22 protein-coding genes are annotated in these 23,055 nt (G+C 68.3%); 7 read left to right on the plus strand and 15 right to left on the minus strand.

Features of this window, described 5'->3' with window-relative positions; all coding sequences use genetic code 11:
* Positions 1-206: 206 nt before the first annotated feature.
* Complete coding sequence (gene lexA / locus PSS76_RS21605; RefSeq protein WP_337456610.1) at positions 207-935, plus strand: transcriptional repressor LexA; 729 nt, start codon at positions 207-209, stop codon at positions 933-935.
* A gap of 63 nt (positions 936-998) precedes the next feature.
* Here the strand turns inward: lexA and PSS76_RS21610 are convergent, their stop codons facing one another.
* From PSS76_RS21610 to PSS76_RS21645, 8 genes are all read right to left on the minus strand, one after another.
* A complete protein-coding gene (locus PSS76_RS21610; RefSeq protein WP_005513691.1) occupies positions 999-2,144 on the minus strand; it encodes an acyl-CoA dehydrogenase family protein in 1,146 nt (381 codons plus the stop codon).
* Positions 2,145-2,308: 164 nt separating this feature from the next.
* Positions 2,309-3,565: a uracil-xanthine permease family protein gene (locus PSS76_RS21615; RefSeq protein ID WP_005513693.1), complete on the minus strand. Its 1,257-nt coding sequence runs from the start codon at positions 3,563-3,565 to the stop codon at positions 2,309-2,311.
* 211 nt (positions 3,566-3,776) lie between these two features.
* On the minus strand, positions 3,777-5,216 hold the full coding sequence (locus PSS76_RS21620) for a hypothetical protein (protein WP_337456611.1): 1,440 nt from the start codon (positions 5,214-5,216) through the stop codon (positions 3,777-3,779).
* Between the two features lie 358 nt (positions 5,217-5,574).
* On the minus strand, positions 5,575-6,648 hold the full coding sequence (locus PSS76_RS21625; protein ID WP_005513697.1) for a hypothetical protein: 1,074 nt from the start codon (positions 6,646-6,648) through the stop codon (positions 5,575-5,577).
* A gap of 58 nt (positions 6,649-6,706) precedes the next feature.
* On the minus strand, positions 6,707-8,185 hold the full coding sequence (gene hflX, locus PSS76_RS21630) for a GTPase HflX (RefSeq protein ID WP_005513698.1): 1,479 nt from the start codon (positions 8,183-8,185) through the stop codon (positions 6,707-6,709).
* Positions 8,186-8,265: 80 nt separating this feature from the next.
* Positions 8,266-9,135 carry a diaminopimelate epimerase gene (gene dapF / locus PSS76_RS21635; protein WP_081122037.1) on the minus strand — a complete coding sequence of 290 codons (870 nt, stop codon included), beginning with the start codon at positions 9,133-9,135 and terminating at the stop codon, positions 8,266-8,268.
* Positions 9,136-9,156: 21 nt separating this feature from the next.
* A complete protein-coding gene (miaA, locus tag PSS76_RS21640; RefSeq protein ID WP_337456612.1) occupies positions 9,157-10,092 on the minus strand; it encodes a tRNA (adenosine(37)-N6)-dimethylallyltransferase MiaA in 936 nt (311 codons plus the stop codon).
* Positions 10,080-10,820, minus strand: a complete 741-nt coding sequence (locus PSS76_RS21645; RefSeq protein ID WP_084956641.1) for a class III extradiol ring-cleavage dioxygenase family protein — start codon at positions 10,818-10,820, stop codon at positions 10,080-10,082. The genes miaA and PSS76_RS21645 overlap by 13 nt, the downstream gene beginning before the upstream one ends.
* A 165-nt stretch (positions 10,821-10,985) precedes the next feature.
* Here PSS76_RS21645 and PSS76_RS21650 point away from each other — a divergent pair, with 165 nt between their 5' ends.
* Positions 10,986-12,344, plus strand: coding sequence for a DUF349 domain-containing protein (locus tag PSS76_RS21650; RefSeq protein WP_084867094.1), 1,359 nt, complete (start codon positions 10,986-10,988; stop codon positions 12,342-12,344).
* Between the two features lie 73 nt (positions 12,345-12,417).
* On the opposite strand, the gene PSS76_RS21655 is transcribed toward PSS76_RS21650, so the two are convergent.
* On the minus strand, positions 12,418-13,020 hold the full coding sequence (locus tag PSS76_RS21655; RefSeq protein ID WP_005513706.1) for an Rv2732c family membrane protein: 603 nt from the start codon (positions 13,018-13,020) through the stop codon (positions 12,418-12,420).
* Positions 13,017-14,534 carry a tRNA (N6-isopentenyl adenosine(37)-C2)-methylthiotransferase MiaB gene (gene miaB, locus PSS76_RS21660; RefSeq protein ID WP_337456613.1) on the minus strand — a complete coding sequence of 506 codons (1,518 nt, stop codon included), beginning with the start codon at positions 14,532-14,534 and terminating at the stop codon, positions 13,017-13,019. Before miaB ends, PSS76_RS21655 begins: the two co-directional genes overlap by 4 nt.
* 211 nt (positions 14,535-14,745) lie before the next feature.
* Here miaB and PSS76_RS21665 point away from each other — a divergent pair, with 211 nt between their 5' ends.
* From PSS76_RS21665 to PSS76_RS21685, 5 genes are all read left to right on the plus strand, one after another.
* Positions 14,746-15,474 carry an amino acid ABC transporter ATP-binding protein gene (locus tag PSS76_RS21665; protein WP_022595510.1) on the plus strand — a complete coding sequence of 243 codons (729 nt, stop codon included), beginning with the start codon at positions 14,746-14,748 and terminating at the stop codon, positions 15,472-15,474.
* Between the two features lie 32 nt (positions 15,475-15,506).
* Positions 15,507-16,337, plus strand: a complete 831-nt coding sequence (locus PSS76_RS21670) for a glutamate ABC transporter substrate-binding protein (protein ID WP_037085354.1) — start codon at positions 15,507-15,509, stop codon at positions 16,335-16,337.
* 15 nt (positions 16,338-16,352) lie between these two features.
* Positions 16,353-17,036 carry an amino acid ABC transporter permease gene (locus tag PSS76_RS21675; protein WP_005513714.1) on the plus strand — a complete coding sequence of 228 codons (684 nt, stop codon included), beginning with the start codon at positions 16,353-16,355 and terminating at the stop codon, positions 17,034-17,036.
* Positions 17,033-17,956 (plus strand): amino acid ABC transporter permease, encoded by a 924-nt coding sequence (locus PSS76_RS21680; protein ID WP_005513715.1) that lies wholly within the window; start codon positions 17,033-17,035, stop codon positions 17,954-17,956. Before PSS76_RS21675 ends, PSS76_RS21680 begins: the two co-directional genes overlap by 4 nt.
* Positions 17,957-18,045: 89 nt before the next feature.
* A complete protein-coding gene (locus tag PSS76_RS21685) occupies positions 18,046-18,615 on the plus strand; it encodes a hypothetical protein (protein WP_286460609.1) in 570 nt (189 codons plus the stop codon).
* 17 nt (positions 18,616-18,632) lie between these two features.
* Here PSS76_RS21685 and recX read toward each other — a convergent pair whose 3' ends face one another.
* From recX to PSS76_RS21710, 5 genes are all read right to left on the minus strand, one after another.
* Entirely contained in the window at positions 18,633-19,160 is a 528-nt protein-coding gene (gene recX / locus PSS76_RS21690) for a recombination regulator RecX (protein ID WP_231813766.1), read from the minus strand.
* 221 nt (positions 19,161-19,381) lie between these two features.
* Positions 19,382-20,419 (minus strand): recombinase RecA, encoded by a 1,038-nt coding sequence (gene recA / locus PSS76_RS21695; RefSeq protein WP_005513719.1) that lies wholly within the window; start codon positions 20,417-20,419, stop codon positions 19,382-19,384.
* A gap of 194 nt (positions 20,420-20,613) precedes the next feature.
* On the minus strand, positions 20,614-20,808 hold the full coding sequence (locus tag PSS76_RS21700) for a DUF3046 domain-containing protein (protein ID WP_005513722.1): 195 nt from the start codon (positions 20,806-20,808) through the stop codon (positions 20,614-20,616).
* Positions 20,809-20,848: 40 nt separating this feature from the next.
* On the minus strand, positions 20,849-21,997 hold the full coding sequence (locus tag PSS76_RS21705; RefSeq protein WP_337456614.1) for a glycosyltransferase: 1,149 nt from the start codon (positions 21,995-21,997) through the stop codon (positions 20,849-20,851).
* A gap of 35 nt (positions 21,998-22,032) precedes the next feature.
* Positions 22,033-23,016 carry an LLM class F420-dependent oxidoreductase gene (locus PSS76_RS21710; protein WP_337456615.1) on the minus strand — a complete coding sequence of 328 codons (984 nt, stop codon included), beginning with the start codon at positions 23,014-23,016 and terminating at the stop codon, positions 22,033-22,035.
* Positions 23,017-23,055: the final 39 nt, after the last annotated feature.

Here is a 23,055-nt window from a genome sequence, read left to right on the forward strand (position 1 = left end):
ACCACGCGAACCGCCCACCCTTCACCCTGTTCGATCATGCGTTCGATAGAACAGATATTCGATTTCTACCACGCGGGTCCGACAAAGTCACCAGAATCGCCGACACGGCTCGAACAGATGTTTGAAGTAGCCGACCGATCGGGATAGATTCGACACACCAACCGATACGCATGCGACGTATCCGCGAAGGAGGAGGCGCACCCACGATGAAGGACGACAGCACGAGCACCTCGAGCCGTTCCGGGAGCCCGTCCTCCGGGAACCCTGCGGCCGACGAGGCGACGGCCACGCTCGATGCCTCCCAGCTCACACCGCGCCAACGGAAGGTCCTCGAGGTGATCCGGGCGTCGGTGGCGGAGCGCGGTTACCCCCCGAGCATCCGTGAGATCGGGGACGCGGTGGGCCTGACGTCCACGTCGTCCGTCGCGCACCAGTTGCGAACGCTCGAGCGGAAGGGCTTCCTGCGGCGCGACGCGAACCGGCCCCGCGCCGTCGACGTTCGCGGCCTGGATGGCATCGAGGATGCCGTCACCGAGCGCGACGGATCCGGCGACCGCCCCGCCCCCACGTTCGTGCCCGTCCTGGGCCGAATCGCGGCCGGCGGCCCGATCCTGGCGGAGGAAGCAGTAGAGGATGTCTTCCCGCTACCTCGCGAACTGGTCGGCCAGGGCTCGCTCTTTCTGCTCAAGGTGGTCGGCGAGTCGATGATCGACGCCGCGATCTGCGACGGCGACTGGGTGGTGGTCCGGCAGCAGAACGTCGCCGAGAACGGCGACATCGTCGCGGCGATGATCGACGGCGAGGCGACGGTAAAGACGTTCAAGCGGACGGGCAAGGACGTGTGGCTGATGCCCCACAACCCCCTGTTCGAGCCCATCCCCGGTAACGACGCCGCCATCCTCGGCAAGGTTGTCACCGTGATGCGCAAGCTCTGACGACACGAGAGAAGGGAGAGGGGACCGCGTCGCGGTCCCCTCTCCCTTCTCCGATCGGTCGGGTCAGCCCAGGTTCAGGCCGCGCCCGATGATCTCCTTCATGATCTCGGTGGTTCCGCCGTAGATCGTCTGGACCCGCGAGTCCATGTACGCCTTGGCGATCGGGTACTCCCGCATGTAGCCGTAGCCTCCGTGCAGTTGCAGGCACCGGTCGATGAGCTTGACCTGGGCCTCCGTCGTCCACCACTTGGCCATCGCCGCCTCCTGCACCGACAGCTTGCCGGCGTTGAGCTGCTCGATGAACTTGTCGACGAGAACCCGCACCGCGGTGGTCTCGGTGGCCAACTCGGCGAGAACGAAGCGGGTGTTCTGGAAGCTGCCGATCGACTTGCCGAACGCCTTGCGGTCGCGGCAGTACTGGATGGTCATGTCGAGGCAGGACTCCATCGCGGCGGCGGCGACGACGGCGATCGACAGGCGTTCCTGCGGCAGGTTCTGCATCAGGTAGATGAACCCCATTCCCTCCTCGCCGAGGAGGTTCTCGGCCGGGACCCGGACGTCGGTGAAGCTCAGTTCCGCCGTGTCCTGCGCCTTGAGGCCGATCTTGTCCAGGTTGCGGCCCCGCTCGAAGCCCTCCATCCCGCGTTCGACGACGAGCAGCGAGAAGCCCTGGGCCCCCTTGTCGGGGTCGGTGCACGCGACGACGATCACCAGGTCCGCGTTGATCCCGTTGGTGATGAACGTCTTGGCGCCGTTGAGGATCCAGTGGTCCCCGTCCTTGACGGCGCGGGTCTTGATGTTCTGCAGGTCGCTGCCGGTGCCCGGTTCGGTCATCGCGATCGCGGTGATCAACTCACCCGAACAGAAGCCGGGCAGCCAGCGCTGCTTCTGCTCCTCGTTCGCCAGCTTGATCAGATACGGGGCGACGACGTCGTTGTGCAGCATGAAGCCGACACCGCTGTAGCCGCCGCGGGTGGTCTCCTCGGTGATGACCGCGTTGTACCGGAAGTCTTCGACCCCGCCACCGCCGTACTCCTCGGGCACAGCCATGCCGAGGAACCCTTGCTTACCCGCCTCGACCCACACCGACCGGTCGACGATGTTCTGTTCCTCCCACTGATCGTGGAAAGGTGCGACGTGCTGGTCGAGGAATTTGCGGTAGGACTCCCGGAAGAGTTCGTGCTCGGGTTCGAACAGGGTGCGTTCCACTGCGTCTCCTCGTGTCGACTTCGCCGGCGTGCGGGCACGCAGCGGCGGACGTGCTTCCTCGACATGACCGTAAAGCGAGTCTCAGTGGCGATCCATGACCGAGACGAGCACGATTCGTGACCGTGTGGTTCGGGTCACGAATCGTGCTCGTCGAGGTGGGCGGACTAGGCGCGCCGGAGCGCGTTCAATCGGCGCATCACCGGGTAGGCGACGAGAATGCCGACCGATCCCCACGCGATGCCCCCGAGTTCGACCGATCCGATCGACAGCGTGAGGTTACCGATGCCGGCGACCAGCGCCGTGGCCACCACGGTGAGGTTGACCGGATCGGTGAAGTCGACCTTGGCGTCCATCCAGATACGGACGCCGAGCACCCCGATCAGGCCGTACAGCACCATCGTCGCACCGCCGATGACGCCGTCCGGAACCGTGAACACCAGCGCACCGAACTTCGGCGAGAACGAGAGGACGACGGCGGTGACGGCAGCCACCCAGTACGCCGCGGTCGAATAGACGCGGGTCGCCGCCATCACGCCGATGTTCTCGGCGTAGGTCGTGGTCCCGGACCCGCCGCCGGCACCGGCGAGGGTGGTGGCGAGACCATCGGCGAACAGCGCGTTGCCGGCGAGGTCGTCGAGCGACTTGCCGGTCATCGCGGACACCGCCTTGACGTGGCCGACGTTCTCGGCGATCAGGACGATCACGACCGGCAGCGCGAGCAGGATCACGGACAGGTCGAAAGACGGACCACGCAGGTGGGGCACACCGAACCAGGCGGCCTCGCGCAACGCGTCGACCCGCTCGTCGGCGAGTCCGCCCGTGATCGCGGCGAAGACCCAACCGACGACGACACCGATGAGGATGCCGAGACGCCCGATGATGCCGGGGCCGATCACGGTGGCGAGGAGGATGCCGAGAAGCGTCACCGCTGCGATCAGCGGCTGCGCCTGGAACGATCCGGCGGCGGTGGGCGCGAGATTGAGCCCGATCAACGCCACCACCGCGCCGGTGACGACGGGCGGCATGACGGCGTCGATGACCCGAGCGCCGATCACCTTGACCGCGAGACCGACGAGCATCAGCACGACGCCCGCGGCGACGACGCCACCGAGCTGGGCGGCGGGGCCGTCACCGGCGGCCGCGGTGAGCGGAGCGATGAAGGCGAACGACGACCCGAGGTAGCTCGGGATCCTGCCGCGGGTGATGAGCAGGAACAGTGCGGTGCCGATGCCGGAGAACAGCAGCGTCGTCGTCACCGGGAAGCCCGTGATCGTCGGCACGAGCAGCGTTGCACCGAACATCGCGATCACGTGCTGCATGCCGATGCCGATCGTGCGCGGCCACGACAGCCGCTCGTGCGGCGCCACGACCGCTCCGTCGCTGATCCGCCGGCCGTCGCCGTGCAGCGCCCATCCGAACATCCCGGTGCCGGCTTCCCGTTCGGCCGCGCTTCCCGCGCGGTCCTCTGTACTCGTCACAGTTGGCCAATACTAGGGCCACCGCCTGCGGCGATACACCACCGCACCGCCCTTGCCCGCTCGAATCACATCCGTACCGAGTGCGCGGTCCGGTGCCGGTCGGGGCCGCCCACCCGCCGGACGGTGGGCGGCCGCGTTCGCCCCTACAGCTCGGTCAGCTCGCCGGGACCATCGGGTACGTGCGATCGACCCCGTTCCCCTCGACCCGCACGGTGAGCGGAGTTTCACCGTTCCACACGTGTGCGGCCACCGAGGCGGACGAATCGACCGGAATGCTCACCGGACCGCCGGTGGTCACGTCCCGATCCCGAACGCCGTCCCGGTGCCGGACATCGAGCTTCAGAGATCCCGGGAGCCCTACTCCACGGAGGGCGTACACGTAGTCGCCGTCGGTCTCGCGAGCCACCGACAGGGTGCTTCCCGGCAGCACACGCAGGCCGGTCCCCACCGCCGCCACCGACCAGTTCGCCTGCTCGCTGGCCAGTCTCAGCGTCGGCGCGAGGACGGAGTTACTGCTCAAGTCGAACTTGCGCTGGTCCTGATCGACCTTCACCGAGGTCCGCGCTCCGGGCGAGAGTTCGATGTCGTCGATCTCGTTGATCCAGCCGTCACCGTAGAGGGAGACGTCGACGTCCGCCGCCGGGCCTGCAGGGACACCGTCCAACGTCATCTCGAACGCGACGCCGGCCGGAACCCGGAATGTGTTCGTGTTCCGGTTGTCGAAGATCTCGACCTGCTCGAGTCCCTCGATTTCACCCCCGCCGGGCGCAGTGATGTCGAAGTCCCAGTCGATGATCGTGCCGTCACGATTCTTCGCATTGTCCTTCACCACGACGAGCACCGAATCGTCACCCTCGTCCTTGCAGATCAGGCATTCGTGGACCGCGGGTGTCTGCGGAAGCTGGAAGAGGTTCATCGGATTGTCCGGAGACCCGATGAACCGGTATTTGCTCTCCGCCGGGACCAACGCTGTCGTGTAGTACCAGGTGTCGGCGCCCGGGTTCGCCACGATCATGTTCTCGACGCCGGGGAAGTTGTTGTCGTACACGACGATCCCGATCCTGCCGTCACCGAGGTCACGCACCGCGATCGGCGTTACCGCGTGACCACCGACACCCTCCTGGAAGATTGCGAGCAGGTAGTTCTCACCGCGGTCCCAGGCCGCCTCGAGTTCCTCGACGATCCCGGCGACCGGGAAGGCTGCCCGGGCACTGTTGGTGGGCGGAGAGTACTGGGTGCTCGCGTACCGAGTGATCAACCCGTCGAGCAGATCTGACGGCGGCGCCTCGTAGACACTCAGGCCGGCGGGCAGGTAGTCCGCCTTGTCGAGTTGCCCGGTTGCGAACAGGCCCGCCAGCGCGGCGAAGCCGAAACAGTGCCCGCCGCCCGCATTCTCGTTCATATCCGCCTGGAGTGCCTGGCCGGTCGCTGTCAGAACGCAACCGTCGTCGACGATTCGCGCGCAGATACGGTCGCCGTAGAGCGTCTGCATCATCGAGGGCGTCAGGCCCCGCCGATGAGTCGCGTCGGCGCTCCCCCAGTTCGCGAACGAGAACCCGTCGCGCTTGACGTCGAATCCGCTGGTCGCGATCAAAGTGCCCGCGGTGGGATCGACCGGCTCGTACGATTCGCTGGACTCGGACGACCCCAGTGAGGAGCCGAGGGAGCTGCTCGACCCGAGAACGCTCGCGGGCGGTGCTGCGCCCGCCGTCGTGGCGAATGCCGATAGAGAAAGAACTGCCGTGAAGACCGCTGCCCAGAGCCGTCGCACTGTGCCTCCCTGTTCATTTTTCCTGTCGCCCATTGAAATCCGGCAGGCGGGACGCTAGCGGACAACCGTCCGAAATCAACCGATTGACCGGTTTACGTGGGCGCGAGTCGCGTCATTCGCAGAAGGTGTCTCCTCCGATCCGACGCGTTCGCCGCGGGGAGGTCAGTGCCGACGTGAAGGATCAGTGCCGGCGGGGACGCGAGCGTCGCCACACGAGGCCGAACGTCGCGAGCCCGGCCACGAGTGCACCACCGAGAAGGACGGGCGTGGACCACTGCGCGGCTCCGTCGTCCGGGCCGGCGCTGTCGGACGCCTCCGTCGTGTCGGACGCAGCCGGTTCCCCTGTCGACGCCGAGAGCGATACCGAACCGCCGGACCACGATTCGTTGCGGGTCAGGTCGACCGCGCCGGGCAGAACCTGCAGCGGGGGCAGCGGACCGCCGGCGGATTCCGATCCGGCAAGCAGGTCACCGCCCGGAGTGAACGCAATGGCCTCGCCCTGCGGCTGATTCGGCAACGCCACCCGCACCGGGGTGGTCGTGGTCAGTGCCCGCGCGAGGTCGCCGTCCGGGGCCGAGAACAGGTAGACGTCTGTGTACGTGCGCAGCGCGGCAACGGTGCCGTCGGCGCTGACGGCGCCGCCTGTCACCAACGTCGATCCGCCGACGGGCACGGGACCACCCGGTGTCGTCGTCGGTCCGATTCGCAGCTCACCGACCCGCTCGAGCGCGGTCGGCCCGGGCGAGGCGAGGCCGTCGACCGACACTCCGCCGGCCGGTCGGTACACACCGTTGGCGACGAGGACTTCCTTCGTGACGATCAGCGGCACGCCATCCCGCTGCATCAACAGCGCCTCCGCGTCGTGGGGGCCGTCGGGATACGTGAGCCGGTGCAACTGCCCGTCCCCCGACGCCGGATCCAGGGCGATCAGCGCCACCGTCGACCGGGCGCGCAGGTTGTCGCCGGTGTCGGCGAGCCACAACCGGCCGTCTGGGCCGACCCCCATGTCCTCGATGTCGTACGGGTCGACCGGAACGGGCACAGTGCCGGTCACCGCACAGTTCCCGTCGAGCACGACGACGGCGTCGTCGGTGCCGCTGTCGCCGATGCCGTATGTCTTCCCGTCCAGCACCGCCAGCCCGGACAGCTCGGCGAGGGCCGGATCGGTCGGGGTGCAGACCGGCTCGAACCGGGCGTTCGGCAACAGCACGCCGGAACCGCTGCTCTGCGCCGCCGCCGGACCGGCGAGCGACAACGAGGGAACAAGAGCGGCCGCGGCACCGGCCAGCGCGAGCCGGGTAGCGACGCGTCGTCTAGCCGCGCCCCGCGAACTCGTCCAGTGCCGAGGCGAGCGATTCGGGAACCCGCACTCGCATGCGGGTGCCGTCCTCCTCGTGGGTGGTGTCGAGGATCTGGCCGTCGGAGTGGATGCGTGCGACGAGGTCGCCTCGCGAGTAGGGCACGAGCACGTCGACCTCGACTTCCGGTCGTCGAACGATCTCGCCCAGTCGCGTACGGAGCTCATCGATGCCCTCCCCGGTTCGGGCGGACACGAACACCGCGCCGGGCAGGAGCCCGCGCAGCTGGGTCAGTACCACCGGGTCCGCGGCGTCGATCTTGTTTACCACGATCAACTCGGGCGGAGCGGTCGTATCGTTCTCGCGGATCACCTCGGTGACGACCTCGCGAACGGCCTTGATCTGGTCCGTCGGCAGCGGGTCGGACCCGTCCACGACGTGCAACAACAGGTCGGCGTCGGTGACCTCCTCGAGCGTCGACCGGAACGCCTCGACCAGCTGGGTGGGCAGGTGGCGCACGAAACCGACGGTGTCGGTGAGGACGTACTCACGGCCGTCCTCGAACGACGCCTGCCGGGTCGTCGGATCCAAGGTCGCGAACAGCGCGTTCTGGACCAGCACACCCGACCCGGTGAGGGCGTTGAGCAGGCTCGACTTGCCGGCGTTGGTGTATCCGACGATCGCGACGGACGGGATCTCGCTGCGCAGGCGATGGCTGCGCTTGGTGTCGCGCGCCGCCTTCATACCCTTGATCTCGCGCCGCAACTTCGCCATCCGCTCGCGGATGCGCCGGCGGTCGGTCTCGATCTTCGTCTCGCCGGGACCGCGCAGGCCGACGCCGCCGTTACTGCCGGCACGGCCACCGGCCTGCCGGGACATCGACTCGCCCCAGCCGCGCAGCCGCGGCAGCATGTACTCCATCTGCGCCAGCGCGACCTGTGCCTTGCCCTCGCGGGACGTCGCGTGCTGGGCGAAGATGTCGAGGATCAGCGCCGTCCGGTCGATCACCTTGACCTTGACGACCTTCTCCAGCGCGGTGAGCTGGGCAGGCGTGAGCTCGCCGTCGCAGATCACGGTGTCGGCACCGGTCGCGAGAACCACCTGCCGCAACTCGTCGGCCTTGCCGGAACCGATGTAGGTGGCGGCGTCGGGCTTGTCGCGCCGCTGGACCAGACCCTCGAGCACCTCGGAGCCGGCGGTCTCGGCGAGCGCCGCGAGCTCGGCCATGCTGGCGTCGGCCTGAGCGGCGGTGCCGGACGTCCAGACGCCGACCAGCACCACACGTTCGAGACGCAGCTGCCGGTACTCGACCTCGGTGACGTCGGTGAGCTCGGTGGACAGACCCTGCACACGCCGCAGGGCGCTGCGCTCGTCGAGCTGCATCTCGCCGACGGACGGCGCCGAGTGGTCGTCGAAGTAGTCAGCCTCGTCGGAGGCCGTGTGCTCGGCGGTGTCGTCCGCCGACTGGGAGTGGGTGCGATGTGTTTTCGTCATACACCTTCATGGTCCCACGAAGCGCGAGTGCGGTGCACGCCGATTTCGGTCCGGCCCCGGCGCCCCGGGCCCGACGCCGATCATCCCAGCTCGGTCCACCAGCGGTCGTCGATCCGACCGGCGGCGACCAGCATCGACGGACCGCGCAGTGCGGCGCGGCCACCGTCGACCGAAACCTCGACGCGACCACCGGGAACCCGCACCTCGACCTTGCCGTCGGCGTCACCGTGGGCGCGCAGCGCGGCCACCGCGGCCGCGACCGTGCCGGTGCCGCAGGACCGGGTCTCCCCCACACCACGCTCGTGGACGCGCATCTGCACGGCCCCGTCGACGAGCGCGGTCAGGATCTCGATATTGACGCCCTCGGGGAAGAACCCGGGGTCGAATCCGGGCGCGGCCGTGAGGTCGAGCGACGCGAGCGACGCCGGGGTCAGGTCGGGATCGACGCAGGCGAGATGCGGGTTGCCGACGTCGATGCCAATGCCTTCGAGAACACGTCCGCCGACCGTCGCGGTGGAGGTTCCGAGCTCGCGCACCCGGCCCATGTCGACGGTGACGTCGCCGTGGACGTGATCTGCGGAGTGCACATGTACCGGACGGGCGCCGGCCCGGCTACCCACCACGAACTCGTCGCGCAGCTCCAGCCCCGTCGCGCGCAGGTAGTGCGCGAACACCCGTACACCGTTGCCGCACATCTCGGCGATCGAACCGTCGCCGTTGCGGTAGTCCATGAACCAGTCGTCGGCGCCGACGCCCTCGGGCAGCTCGGGCAGCACACCGACCGCGGCAAGCGCACCGGCCCGCGCGACGCGCAGGAGGCCGTCCGCTCCCAGTCCTCGACGGCGGTCGCACAACGCGGCGACGCGGTGCGCCGGCAGCGCGAGATCGGCATCCGGATCCGGGAGGATCACGAAGTCGTTCTCGGTACCGTGGCCCTTGCTGAATTCCATGCCGTCAACTCTAGCGGGACGTCAGTGCTCGCCGATCGCGCGCAGCACACCCTCCAGCAGAGCCGGATCGGCACCGTCCACCCAACGCACCCGGGGATCGCGGCGGAACCAGGACCGTTGCCGGCGCACGTAGCGGCGAGTGCCGATGAAGGTGCGCTCCAACGCCTCTGCGCGGTCGTACTCCCCGTCGAACATCGCGAGCACCTGCGCGTAGCCGATCGCGCGCTGCGCCGTCACCCCCTCCCGCAGGCCCACCCCGACGAGGCGCTCGACCTCGTCGACGAGACCCCGGTCGAACATCTGCTCGGTACGCAGCCGGATCCGTGCGTCGAGTGCCTCGGTGTCGCGGTCGACACCGAAGATCATCGTGCCCCAACGTGGTTCACCGATCTTGGGAGCCGACGCCGCGAACGGCTTGCCGGTGAGCTCGACGACCTCGAGTGCGCGCACCATGCGCCGACCGTCGGTCGGCAGGATGGAGGCCGCTGCTTCCGGATCGACCCGTTCGAGCTCGGCACGCACCGCGGCAGCCCCGCCCTCGGCGAGAACCGACTCCCAGTGCGCACGAATCTGCGGGTCCGTCGCGGGGAAAGCCCATTCGTCGAGCAGCGACTGCACGTACATCATCGATCCGCCGACGATGACGGGCACCGCGCCGCGGGCCCGGATGTCCTCGACGTCGCGCACCGCGGATTCCTGGTATCGCGCGACGGTGGCGGTCTCGATGACGTCCAGGACGTCCAACTGATGGTGCGGTATGCCGCGACGCTCGGCCACCGTCAGCTTCGCGGTGCCGACGTCCATGCCGCGGTACAGCTGCATCGCATCGATGTTGACGATCTCGCCGCCGAGTCGCTCCGCGAGGTCGAGGCCGAGATCGGATTTGCCGGTGGCGGTGGGGCCGACGACGGCGATCGGTGTCGGTCCGGGTGCCCGGGGAGAACTCACGGCAGCCACATTCCGACGTGGTAGCCGACACCGTACGGCGCACCGCTGTACGACGATTCGGCCTTCCGCGGCTGACCGGTTCCGGTCACGTCGCCGAACACGCCCGAAAGTACCTGCCAGGCAGCACGTCCGGCGAGCCCTACCGCTGCGCACAACTCCGGGTCCAGCGCGGCGAGCGCGGCCGGGTCACCGGCGGCCAGGGCGCGGTCGAGCGCAGCCTCGACGTCTGCTGATCGTTCGTCGAACGCGCCCGGGGCCTTGTCCGTCAACGTGTTCGCACCGTCGGCGATCACGAGCAGACCTTGTGCGGTGGTCGACTCGTCGAACTCGGCCCGCAGTCGAGCTCCGAGCCGCGTGCACTCGGCGGCCGGAGTGTCGGCCGCCAGCGTCCGCACCCGCACCCGGACCGACGGCGCCGCGCGCCCCCGCAGCCAACCGGCGACCAGGGCCGCGAGCGGCATATCGGGGTCGGGTGCCGTGGGCGGGGCGTCGGACAGCGACACCGGGAGGTCGACTCCGAAACCCCGGAACGTGCCGCACGATTCGGGGGCCACGTCCGCGGGCCCGCGCCCGACCTCGGCGACACCGATCGCCGTCCACTCGACGCACGAGTCGGCCAGCCGGCCCGCCACGTCCAGCGCCGCTCGGCGCAACCGGTCGGTTTCCGACGCTGCGGCACCGGCCAATTGGGGAACCAGCAGTGGCGGCGAGGGCACGAAGGCTGCGGCTGTCAACACACTGCGCCACGGTAGTCGACCCGAGGTGACGCCCTCGGAGGGTCATACCTGTTTCAATAGTCGTGGACAGTCGCTGCACGCTCCCACCGGCCCCGACCCGAGAGGGTGCGGTGAGAGGCGACAGTGTGATGAGGCAGCCGTGACGCGCGGCAGAGACGAGGAGCTATGACCGACAGCAACGCACCCAAGCCGGGTACCCCCAAGCCGGGCTCCCCGAAGCCGGGCGCTGCCAAGCCCGGTGCCGCCAAGACCGCCGGCGCCCCCAAGTCCGGTCCTGCCTCGGCGCATGCCCCTCACACCGCCGCCCCCAGCAATCCGAGCCTGTTCGGCCGCGTCGACGACGACGGTACCGCCTGGGTGAAGACCGCTGACGGGGAACGACAGATCGGCTCCTGGCAGGCGGGCGACGCCGCCGAAGGCCTCGCCCACTTCGGCCGCCGCTACGACGATCTCGCGACCGAGGTGGCCCTGCTCGAGGCTCGTCTCGCGTCCGGCGCGGGCGACCCCAAGAAGACCAGGTCGGCCGCCGAGGCACTCGCCGAGACCCTGCCGACCGCGGCCGTCATCGGCGACATCGACGCGCTCAGCGCGCGACTGGCGGCGATCGTCGCAGGCTCCGAGCAGGCCGCGACACAGGCGAAGCAGGAGAAGGACCAATCCCGTCAGGAGCAGACGGCCCGCAAGGAAGCGCTCGCCGCCGAGGCCGAGCAGCTCGGGAACGAATCGACACAGTGGAAGGCCGCCGGCGACCGTCTGCGCGAGATCCTCGACGAGTGGAAGACGCTGCGCGGACTCGACCGGAAGACCGACGACGCGCTGTGGAAGCGGTTCTCGAAGGCCAGGGAGGCGTTCAACCGTCGTCGTGGCACCCACTTCGCCGAACTCGATCGGGAGCGCGCCACCGCGAAGACCCGCAAGGAAGAACTCGTCGCGCAGGCCGAGGCACTGTCGGGCTCCACCGACTGGGGTCCGACCGCAGGCGCGTTCCGTGACCTGCTCGCCGAGTGGAAGGCGGCCGGGCGTGCGCCCCGGGACGCCGACGACGCCCTGTGGCGCCGGTTCAAGGAGGCGCAGGACGTCTTCTTCGCCGCCCGCAACGCGGCCGCGTCCGAGCGCGACGCCGAGTTCGCCCAGAACGCGGTGGCCAAGGAGGAACTGCTCGCGAGTGCCGGGAACATCGACCCCGACAAGGACATCGATGCGGCTCGCGCCGCCCTGCGCGACCTCCAGGAGAAGTGGGACGCGATCGGCAAGGTCCCCCGCGAGCGCATGCACGACCTCGAGGGCAAGCTCCGCGCGATCGAGAAGCGTGTCCGCGAGGCCGCCGACTCCGAGTGGCGTCGTACCGATCCCGAGGCGCTGGCGCGTGCCGCCCAGTTCCGCGAGCGTGTCACGCAGTTCGAGGAGCAGGCCGCGAAGGCCACGGCCGCCGGCAAGACCAAGGACGCCGAGAAGGCGCTCGCTCAGGCCCAGCAGTGGCGTGAGTGGGCCGAGGCGGCCGAGGGCGCGGTCAACGAGCGCTGAGTGACGAACGAATGAGGGGTGTGACGCCGGTCGGCGTCGCACCCCTCATTCGTCGTCCAGGCGGATCGTCCTCTCAGACGGTCCAGTCGTTGTGCGAATCCGGGTCGGCGGCGTTGCGGCGCGCCTCCTCCGCCGCGAGCTGCATGGCCGTGCGGGTCCACACCACCTTCAACCAGTGGAACGTGAGCACGATGACCGTGATCCAGCCCAGGATCAGGCCGATGCCAGGGCCCGCGCCGGACGCGTCCGCGACCGGGAGCGTCTGCCGCGACCAGATCGCCAGCATGCCGAACACCGTGGAGACCGCGGTGCCGGCGAGCGCGACCCACGCAAGCACCCAGCGCCGCGTGACGAGCGCGAGGATCGAGAACACGCCGCCGAACACCAGCGCGAGCCACACGAAGATCCGGGACGGCAACTTGACGTGCTCGTCGACGGCGGGCTGGGCGTAGATCAGCACGTCCCAGCCGTTCGCCGAGCCGGTGTGCGGCAGGGTGAACGACAGCAGCAGGACGAGGACGCACACCGCGACGACCACGGCGCGCATGCCGGGATCGATCTCGCCGGCGATCTTCTTCTCGGCCGCCTCGAAGTCCTTCTGGTACTCCTCGATGGGGTCGGGGGTGTGCCCGCCGGGGCGGTTCTCGTGGTCGGCCGCGTCGCCGCTGGCACTCATGCGTTGCATCCCATCTGTGCTGGCAGCGGCGCGGGGACACCCACCTGGGGCAGTCCCAGCCCGACGCCGATCGGTGGAGTCTTCGGGGTGACTCCACGTTCGAACGAATCACCGGCGCGGGTGCGGCGGTGCGTGAGGACGGTGTCGTCGGCGACGAGGTGGTGCGGGGCCGCCGACGTGACGACGACGGTGATGACGTCGCCGGGGCGCAGGTCGCCGTCGAGGTTGCCCTCGGGCTTGAAGTGGACCAGCCGGCCGTCCCGCGCCCGGCCGCTCATGCGCGCGGTCTCGGCGTTCTTGCGGCCGTCGCCCGCGGTCACCAACAGCTCGACCTCGGTGCCGACGAGCTTGCGGTTCTCCTCGAGCGTGATCTCCTCCTGCAGCGCGATGAGGCGGTCGTAGCGCTCCTGCACAACGGCTTTCGGGAGATGACCGTCCATCTCCGCGGCGGGCGTTCCCGGACGCTTGGAGTACTGGAACGTGAACGCGCTGGTGAAGCGCGCCTGCCGGACGACGTCGAGGGTGGCCTGGAAGTCTTCCTCGGTCTCTCCCGGGAAGCCCACGATGATGTCGGTCGTGATGGCTGCGTGCGGCATCGCGGCGCGCACCTTCTCGATGATCCCGAGGAACTTGGCGCTGCGGTACGAGCGGCGCATCGCCTTGAGGACGCGGTCCGAGCCGGACTGCAGCGGCATGTGCAGCTGCGGGCACACGTTCGGCGTCGTCGCCATCGCCTCGATGACGTCGTCGGTGAACTCGGCCGGATGCGGCGACGTGAACCGCACGCGCTCGAGCCCGTCGATCTGCCCACAGGCGCTCAGCAGCTTCGCGAACGCGCCGCGGTCGCGCGGGAGTTCCGGATCGGCGAACGAGACGCCGTACGAGTTCACGTTCTGGCCCAGCAACGTCACCTCGAGCACGCCCTCGTTCACGAGCGCCTGGACCTCGGCGAGAATGTCGCCCGGACGACGATCGACCTCCTTGCCACGCAGCGACGGCACGATGCAGAACGTGCAGGTGTTGTTGCAGCCGACGGAGATCGACACCCAGCCGGCGTACGCGGACTCGCGCTTGGCCGGCAGGGTCGACGGGAAGGCCTCGAGCGATTCGAGGATCTCGACCTGAGCTTGCTCGTTGTGCCGGGCCCGCTCGAGTAGCGCGGGCAGCGACCCGATGTTGTGGGTGCCGAAGACGACGTCGACCCACGGCGCCTTCTTGACGACCGTGTCGCGGTCCTTCTGCGCCAGGCAGCCGCCGACCGCGATCTGCATGCCGGGGCGCTCCTCCTTCACCGGCGCGAGATGGCTGAGGTTGCCGTACAGCTTGTTGTCGGCGTTCTCGCGCACCGCGCACGTGTTGAAGACGACCAGATCGGCCTGCTCCCCCGGCACGGCCTTGGTGTAGCCGGCGTCCTCGAGCAGACCCGACAGCCGCTCGGAGTCGTGCACGTTCATCTGACAGCCGTAGGTGCGGACCTCGTAGCTGCGTCCGGCATTCTGGTCGATCGTCTCCACGCATCCAAGGGTACGGCCCCTGGCAAAACCGCCTGTCGTGGCCACATTGTTCGCCCGGACCCGACCCGCGCACGTGGATCGCTCGACCGCCCGGAGACTTGATCGATCAAGATCTACAGGCGCTAGACCAGCGGGTACGTAATGAGTCCCTATAGGGTTACGCGTTATGACGCAGCCTGAGACCACCGGAGCGGCTCCCGGTACCCCGTCGATGATCTCCATGAAGGAGGTCAACAAGCACTACGGGGACCTGCACGTCCTCAAGGACATCGACCTGGAGATCCCGAGCGGCCAAGTGGTCGTCATGCTCGGCCCGTCCGGGTCGGGCAAGTCGACCCTGTGCCGCACGATCAACCGCCTCGAACCGATCGATCGCGGCTCCATCACGATCGACGGCGTACCGGTGCCGGCCGAGGGACGAGCCCTCGCCAAGCTGCGCTCGGATGTCGGCATGGTCTTCCAGAGCTTCAACCTCTTCGCCCACAAGACGGTCCTCGAGAACGTCATGCTGGCGCCGGTGAAGGTCCGCAAACTGGACAAGGCGGAGGCCAGGAAGCGCGCCCACGCACTGCTCGAGCGGGTCGGCATCGACTCGCAGGCCGACAAGTACCCGGCCCAGCTCTCCGGCGGACAGCAGCAGCGCGTCGCTATCGCGCGATCCCTCGCGATGGACCCCAAGGTGATGCTCTTCGACGAGCCCACCTCGGCCCTCGACCCCGAGATGGTCAACGAGGTCCTCGACGTCATGGTCAACCTCGCGAAGGAAGGCATGACGATGATCGTGGTCACCCACGAGATGGGATTCGCGCGCAAGGCCGCGGACCGGATCATCTTCATGGCCGACGGGTCCATCGTCGAGGACACCGACCCCGACACGTTCTTCACCGCTCCGGAGTCGGACCGCGCCAAGGACTTCCTCGGCAAGATCCTCGGACACTGACGGGGACGGACCACATCATGAAACGCATACGCATCCGAGCGCCGCGCGCGCTCGCACTCGTCGCCGCCGTCACCGCGGTCGTCCTCACCGCCTCCGCGTGCGGCAGCAGCGAGCCACGGGACGTGCTGGCCGACGCCGCCGAGGGGCAGCTGACCATCGGCACCAAGTACGACCAGCCGGGTCTGGCCCTGCGCGAACCCGACAAGACGATGACGGGTTTCGACGTCGAGGTCGCCAAGTACATCGCGAACTACCTGGGGGTACCCGAGAGCGGGATCACCTGGCGCGAGGCGCCGTCGGCGCAGCGCGAGAACCTCATCAAGAACGGTGAGGTCGATTTCGTCGTCGGCACCTACTCGATCACCGACAACCGCAAGAAGGTGATCGACTTCGCCGGTCCGTACTACGTGGCGGGGCAGTCGCTGCTGGTCCGCGCCGACGACGACTCCATCACCGGAGCGGAGTCCCTCCAGGGCGGCAAGAAGCTGTGCTCGGTCTCGGGATCGACACCCGCCCAGAAGATCGCGAAGTCGTACCCGGGCGTCCAGCTGCAGCAGTTCGACAGCTACTCGTCGTGCGTCGAGGCGCTGCACCGAGGCAAGGTCGACGCACTGACCACCGACGACATCATCCTCGCGGGTTACGCCGCGCAGTATCCGGGCGAGTTCAAGCTCGCCGGCCAGCCGTTCACCACCGAGTTGTACGGCGTGGGCCTGCCGAAGGGCGAGACCGAGGCGCGCATGAAGATCAACGACGCCATCGAGGACATGATCGCGACCGGCGCCTGGCAGCGAGCACTCGAAGAGACCATGGGCGACTCCGGCTACGCGCTGCCCGCGCCGCCGTCGGTCGACCGGTACTGATGCGGAGGAGGTGACATGGGACTGATCGATACTTACGGTGACCAGCTCGTCAGTGCATTCTGGACGACGGTGCAGCTCACCTTCTGGTCGGCGCTCGGCGCCCTGATCTGGGGCACGATCCTCGCCGCGATGCGGGTCTCCCCCGTTCCGATCCTGCGGATCTTCGCGACCTGGTACGTCAACATCTTCCGCAACACGCCGCTGACACTGATCATCGTGTTCTGCTCGGTGGGCCTCTACCAGAACCTCGGCGTGCACTTCGCGCCGGAGGATTCGTCGACGTTCATCGACCAGAACAACTTCCGCCTGGCAGTGCTCGGTTTCGTCGTCTACACCGCCGCGTTCGTGTGCGAATCGCTGCGCTCGGGCATCAACACCGTGCCGATCGGACAGGCCGAGGCCGCGCGGTCGCTCGGCCTCACCTTCACCCAGGGCATCCGGATGATCGTGTTGCCGCAGGCATTCCGAGCGGTCATCGCGCCGCTCGGCAGTGTGCTGATCGCCCTGACGAAGAACACCACGATCGCCTCGGCCATCGGTGTGGCCGAGGCGTCCCTGCTGATGAAGACGATGATCGAGAACGAGGCGGACAAGCTGTTCCTGGTCTTCGGCATCTTCGCCATCGGCTTCATGATCCTGACGCTCCCCGTCGGATTCCTGTTCGGTTACCTCGGCAAGCGTCTGGCGGTGAAGCGATGACCCAGCAGTCGAGCGTTCTCTTCGACATTCCGGGCCCCCGCGCCCGGATCCGCAACCGGATCATCGCAATCGTCTTCGGCATCGTGCTGGTTGCGCTCGCGCTGTACGTGCTCAACGTGCTGGCCGACAACGGGCAGCTCGAGGCCGACAAGTGGTCGCCGTTCCTGGACCACTTCACGTGGACGACGTATCTGCTGCCGGGCCTCAAGGGCACGCTGCTGGCGGCGGCGTTGTCGATCGTCTTCGCCCTGATCCTGGGTGCGATCCTCGGCATCGGCCGGCTGTCCGACCACCGCTGGGTCCGCTGGCTCAGCGGGGCGATCGTCGAGTTCTTCCGTGCGATCCCGGTGCTGATCCTGATGATCTTCGCCTACCAGGCGTTCGCGCAGTACGGCGTCTTCCCGTCCAGCCAGTTGGCCCTCGCGGCCGTCGTGGTGGGTCTGACGCTCTACAACGGCTCGGTGATCGCCGAGATCATCCGCGCCGGCATCCTCTCGCTACCCAAGGGCCAGACGGAGGCCGCGTCCGCGCTCGGTATGCGCAAGAGCCAGATGATGCGGTTGATCCTGCTGCCGCAGGCGATCACCACGATGCTTCCGGCTCTGGTGTCGCAGATGGTCGTGGCGCTGAAGGACTCGGCGCTGGGCTACCAGATCGGCTACATCGAACTGATCCGCAGTGGTCAGCAGGCGGCGTCCTACTACCGCAACTTCTTCGCCGCGCTGATCGTGGTCGGCGTGATCATGGTGATCATCAACTTCGCGCTGACGTCGTTCGCGACGTGGCTCGAGAAGCGCCTGCGCACCGGCGGCAAGAAGGGCGGGCGACCCGCCGTCGTCCCGATCGACACCAACGAACTGGACGGCGCCCCCGGCATCGACGACTTCAGCGATACCGTGCAGTCGCGGCAGCCGCGCTGAGCCACTCGAGCATCCGAAGGGCTCGCAGAGGATTCCGATCCTCCGCGAGCCCTTCGGTTTTCGGCCCCGAACTGCCGCATACTCGAGGCATGGCCGCCGACTTCTCCTGGACGCAGTTCCTGTGGAACGTCTTCATCTTCGTGGGTGTGCCCGGCTTGTTCGGTGCTCGAGTCGTCCGATCCGTCTGGCGATCGGAGCGTGCCGAACTCGGTGGCCCGATCCCCGGGCGCACGGGCGGCCGGCTCGGGCTGTGGGCGACGGGACTGGTCGCGTCGGCACTGGGATTCCTGGCCTGTGCGGGCTGGCTCAGCTGGTCGGCCGACTCCGCGGGCCAGTTCCGCAGCCCGGCGCTTCCCGCGCCGAACAAATTCCCGACCTGGCAGGTAGTGGCGTGCGGCGCCACAGTGGTGCTGGCGTGTTTCGTTGCCGCGCACCTGTCGCGTTGGACGAAGGCGGGAGGCCTCGCCGCCGCCATGGGTACGACAGCGGGATTCACGACCGCGTTCGCCGTCGACGCGAGTCGGACGATCACCAGCCAGGAGGGAGTGGGGCTGGCGTTCTCGGTGCTGGGATGGGGCATCGGCCTGGGTGTGCTGATGACTCTCAGGGGCATCTGGTTGACCAGCCGGTACGGCCGGAGAAGACAGCGCGGGCTCTGACCGGCGCGGGCGAGAGCTCAGAGATCCGGAAGCTCGCCGGTGTCCGCCCCCAGTTCGGCCAGCTCCGCCTTGACGACCGTAAACGACAGACCCGCCGGATATCCGCGACGCGCAAGCATGCCGACGAGCCGCCGCATCAACCGTTCCCGGTCGTCCCGGTCGGAGATGTCTGCCGACGTGGTTCGGAGAAGCTTCTTGCGGACCAGCTCGGCGGCCCGCTCGCGCTCGTCGTCGGCGCTGATCTGCGACAGCGCCTCATTGGACGTACTGTCGTCGATTCCCTTGCGGCGCAGCTCGGTTGCCAGCGCCCGCCGCCCCTTCCCGGAGTAGGTGTGCCGGGAGTGGACCCACTGCTCGGCGAAGGCTGCGTCGTCGACCAGCTTGACCTCGGTGAGTCGGTCGAGGACCGTGTCGATCACCGCCTGCGGGTAGCCCTTCTGCGCGAGCTTCTGCTCGAGTTCCGCGCGACTGCGGGCACGGTCCGTCAGCAGCCGCAGGCACACGTCCTTCGCCCGTGCCGCCAGCGTCTCCGGGCTGCCCTTCAACTCGAATGGCTCACCGTTCTCCCCGACCCGCCGTCCACGGCCTCTGTTCGAGGCACGTCGCCGGCCGGTGGTGACGTCGTCACTGCCGTACCGGTCGTACTGACTGTCGCCGTCGCGGTGGTCGGCGGAACTGCTGTCGGCGTGGCTGCTGTGGTCGCTCATAGCTGAGGCTTCGTCTCCGGTCCGGCACTACGGCTGGACCGGAGACGTGCGTCGTCGACCTAGAAGTCGGCCTGCTCGGCGTCCTCGTCGGTCAGGACTGCGCCGATGCCGAGCTTCTCCTTGATCTTCTTCTCGATCTCGTCACGAATGTCGGTGTTCTCGAGCAGGAACTTGCGGGCGTTCTCCTTGCCCTGGCCCAGCTGGTCACCCTCGTACGTGTACCAGGAGCCCGACTTGCGGATGAAGCCGTGCTCGACACCCATGTCGATCAGCGAGCCTTCCTTGCTGATGCCCTGGCCGTAGAGGATGTCGAACTCGGCCTGCTTGAACGGCGGCGACACCTTGTTCTTGACGACCTTGACGCGGGTGCGGTTACCGACCGCGTCGGTGCCGTCCTTGAGGGTCTCGATGCGCCGGACGTCGAGGCGGACCGAGGAGTAGAACTTGAGCGCCTTACCACCGGTCGTGGTCTCGGGTGAGCCGAACATGACGCCGATCTTCTCGCGCAGCTGGTTGATGAAGATCGCGGTGGTGCCCGAGTTGTTGAGGGCACCGGTCATCTTGCGCAGCGCCTGGCTCATGAGACGGGCCTGCAGACCGACGTGGCTGTCGCCCATCTCGCCCTCGATCTCGGCTCGCGGTACCAGCGCGGCGACCGAGTCGATCACGATGATGTCGAGAGCGCCGGAACGAATCAGCATGTCCGCGATCTCGAGCGCCTGCTCACCGGTGTCGGGCTGCGAGACGAGCAGTGCGTCGGTGTCGACGCCCAGCTTGCGGGCGTACTCCGGATCCAGCGCGTGCTCGGCGTCGATGAACGCCGCGACGCCGCCGTTGGCCTGAGCATTGGCGACCGCGTGGAGCGCAACCGTCGTCTTACCCGAGGACTCCGGGCCGTAGATCTCGACGACGCGACCGCGCGGCAGACCGCCGATACCGAGCGCCACGTCCAGCGCGATCGATCCGGTGGGGATCACGGCGATGGGCTGACGAGCCTCCTCACCCAGACGCATCACCGAACCCTTGCCGAAGCTCTTGTCGATCTGAGCAAGCGCCAGTTCGAGCGCCTTGTCGCGGTCGTGTGCCTGTGGTGCCATCGTGGTCCCCTTTTCGAAGTCTCGTCCAGCGATCTGAGGTTCAGGTTAGAGCTCGGTACCGACAACTTCGCCGGCGCGAACGTTCCGAACCGCCACGATCAGCCGCTACCCGTGGACGCATCGGATACCACCAGCATAAGCGAACACGTGTTCGAGTCAATCACCGGAGCCGTTCGCTCGCGCGGCGGCGCGATCTATCGGCGCTGCGCCGGGACGTCGAACTCGTCGCACAGCGCGCGCCACACCGCCTTGGGGTCCACTCCCGCCTCGATCGCGTCGGCGGCGGTCTTCCCGCCCAGGCTCAGGATCACGTGGTCGACGAGGATGGAGTCGCCACGGACCTGCCCGAACTCGTCGCGGACGAGATCATTGAATTCGGTCAGTCGCACACATGCCACCGTAGTCGAATCGGGCGCTCGGCTCCGCGGCTCACCCGGCGACCGAGCGGCACACCTCGACGGCGTCGGCGACGTCGGCAACCCCGTCTGCAGCCCGGCGTGCGGCGGCCGCGAAGGTGGGATCGTCGAGGACGCGTCGCACACCGTCTCGGAGAGCGTCCACGGTCAACGGCCGGATCACGACACCGCTGCCCTGCCGGACGACACGATTGGCCACCTCCCACTGGTCGCCGCCACCGGGCACGGTCACCAGCGGCACCCCGGCCAGCAGCCCCTTCGCGAGCACGCCGTGACCGGCGCCGCACACCAGCGCGGACGCGTGCCGCAGCATCTCGTCCTGCCGGCCGTAACCGGCGCGCACCCAGTCGGGCAGTTCGATATCGGGCGTCTCGAACAATGTGACCAGCATCCGCACACCCAGGCCGTCGAGGGCGCGGATCGCGGTGTCGAGCATGCCGCCGGCCCCGGTGGACGCCGTGGACGGCGCGAGCACGATAAGCGGGCCCTCGCCCGGCGGCGGCTCGAGGACATTGTCGGCGGGCTCCCATACGAGCGGACCCACGACATACGCATTCGCGGGCCAGTCGGGCCGGGGAACCTCGAGCGCGGGCAGCGTCGCGACCAGCCTGGCCGCCGGCCCCGGGTCGTCGAACGGTAGGCCGACACTCGCGCGTGCCTCACCACGCTGGTCCCTGCCCTTGCGGATAGCGGGCGCCGTCATCGCCCGCAGCACCGTGTCGCGGACCCGGCCACGCATCCCCGTGCCGGGAGCGAGTCCGGAACCGATGGGCGGCAAGCCCTTCGACGGCAGGTACAGCGGATGCGGCGACAACTCCACCCACGGCACCCCCAACCGTTCGGCCGCCATGCCACCACCGACGGTGATGACGTCGGAGACCACCAGGTCAGGCGCGACGGCCCGCAGGTCCGGCAACAGTGCGGTGGAGACGTGCGCGGCCCGGCCGTGGATCTTCGACCCCGAGTCGGTGTCGTCGTCGAACTCGCGCGGTGCGAGACCGCCCAGCTTGCGGGCCTCGATCCCACTGTCGCGGGCGACATCGAGCCACCGTCCGTCCGAGAAGAACACCGGATGGTCGCCCGCGGCAACGAGTTTGCGGCACAACGCAAGGGCCGGGACGGCATGTCCGGCTTCGGGTCCGGCGACGACTGCTACACGCATCCGGACAGCGTGCCACACCCGCTGGCCGGCACGGTTCAGCCGCGCACGAGCGGCCCCAGGGTGCGCCCGGCCAGTTCGACGATGCCCGGCTGGTGCCCGTTGGCGACGAGATTGACGATGACGCCGTCGATGCCGGTGTCGAGCACGCGTGTCTTGATCTGCTCGGCGACCTCGTCGGGGCTGCCGACGAACTGACGGTCGGTTGCCACCGCACCTTCGGCGACGGACAGCGCAGACAGGTCGATGCCCCGGGCCAGGAGGAACTCCCGCTGCATCGCGCGGGCCTTGTCGCCGTCCTCGTCGATCATCACGAACGCGAGAAAGCTCGTCTCGAGGATCGAACGGTCCCGGCCGGCCTCCTCGCAGCGCTGTGCGAGCGCCTCGAGCTTGCGAGGCAGTTCGACGGCGTTGGCGATGATGTTGAGGTGGTCGGCGTAGCGCGCGGCCAGCCCGAAAGTCTTCTTCTCGCCGCCACCACCGAGCAGGATCGGCAGGTCGTTGCGGATGCGCGGCTCGTTGACGGCGTTCTCGACGCGGTACCACTTGCCCTCGAACGTGGGCCGCTCACCGTGCAGCATCGGGGCGATGATCTGCAGCGCCTCGTCGAGCCGTTCGAATCGGTCGGTGAACGTACCGAACTCGAATCCGAGCTGCTGGTGTTCGAGTTCGAACCAGCCGGCTCCGATACCCAGGACCGCCCGACCGCCGCTGACGACGTCGAGCGTCGACACGGTCTTCGCGAGCATCGCCGGGTTCCGGTAGGTGTTGCCGGTGACGAGCGCGGACAACTGGATCGACTCGGTCGCCGTGGCGATTCCGGCGAGCGACGTGTACGCCTCGAGCATCGGCTCGTCGGGCTCGCCGATGCCGGGGAGTTGATAGAAGTGGTCCATCACGAACACGGCATCGAACCCGGCCGCCTCGGCCTCGCGCGCCTGGGTGATGACAGTCGGAAACAGGTCCCGTACCGGTGTCGAGTAACTGAAATTCGGAATCTGGTAGCCCAGTCGAATACCCATGTGGGTCGACGCTACGCCGATTCCGCCGATCAGCACTTC

The sequence above is a fragment of the Prescottella sp. D32 genome (assembly GCF_037287305.1).
Lineage (GTDB): Bacteria > Actinomycetota > Actinomycetes > Mycobacteriales > Mycobacteriaceae > Prescottella > Prescottella equi.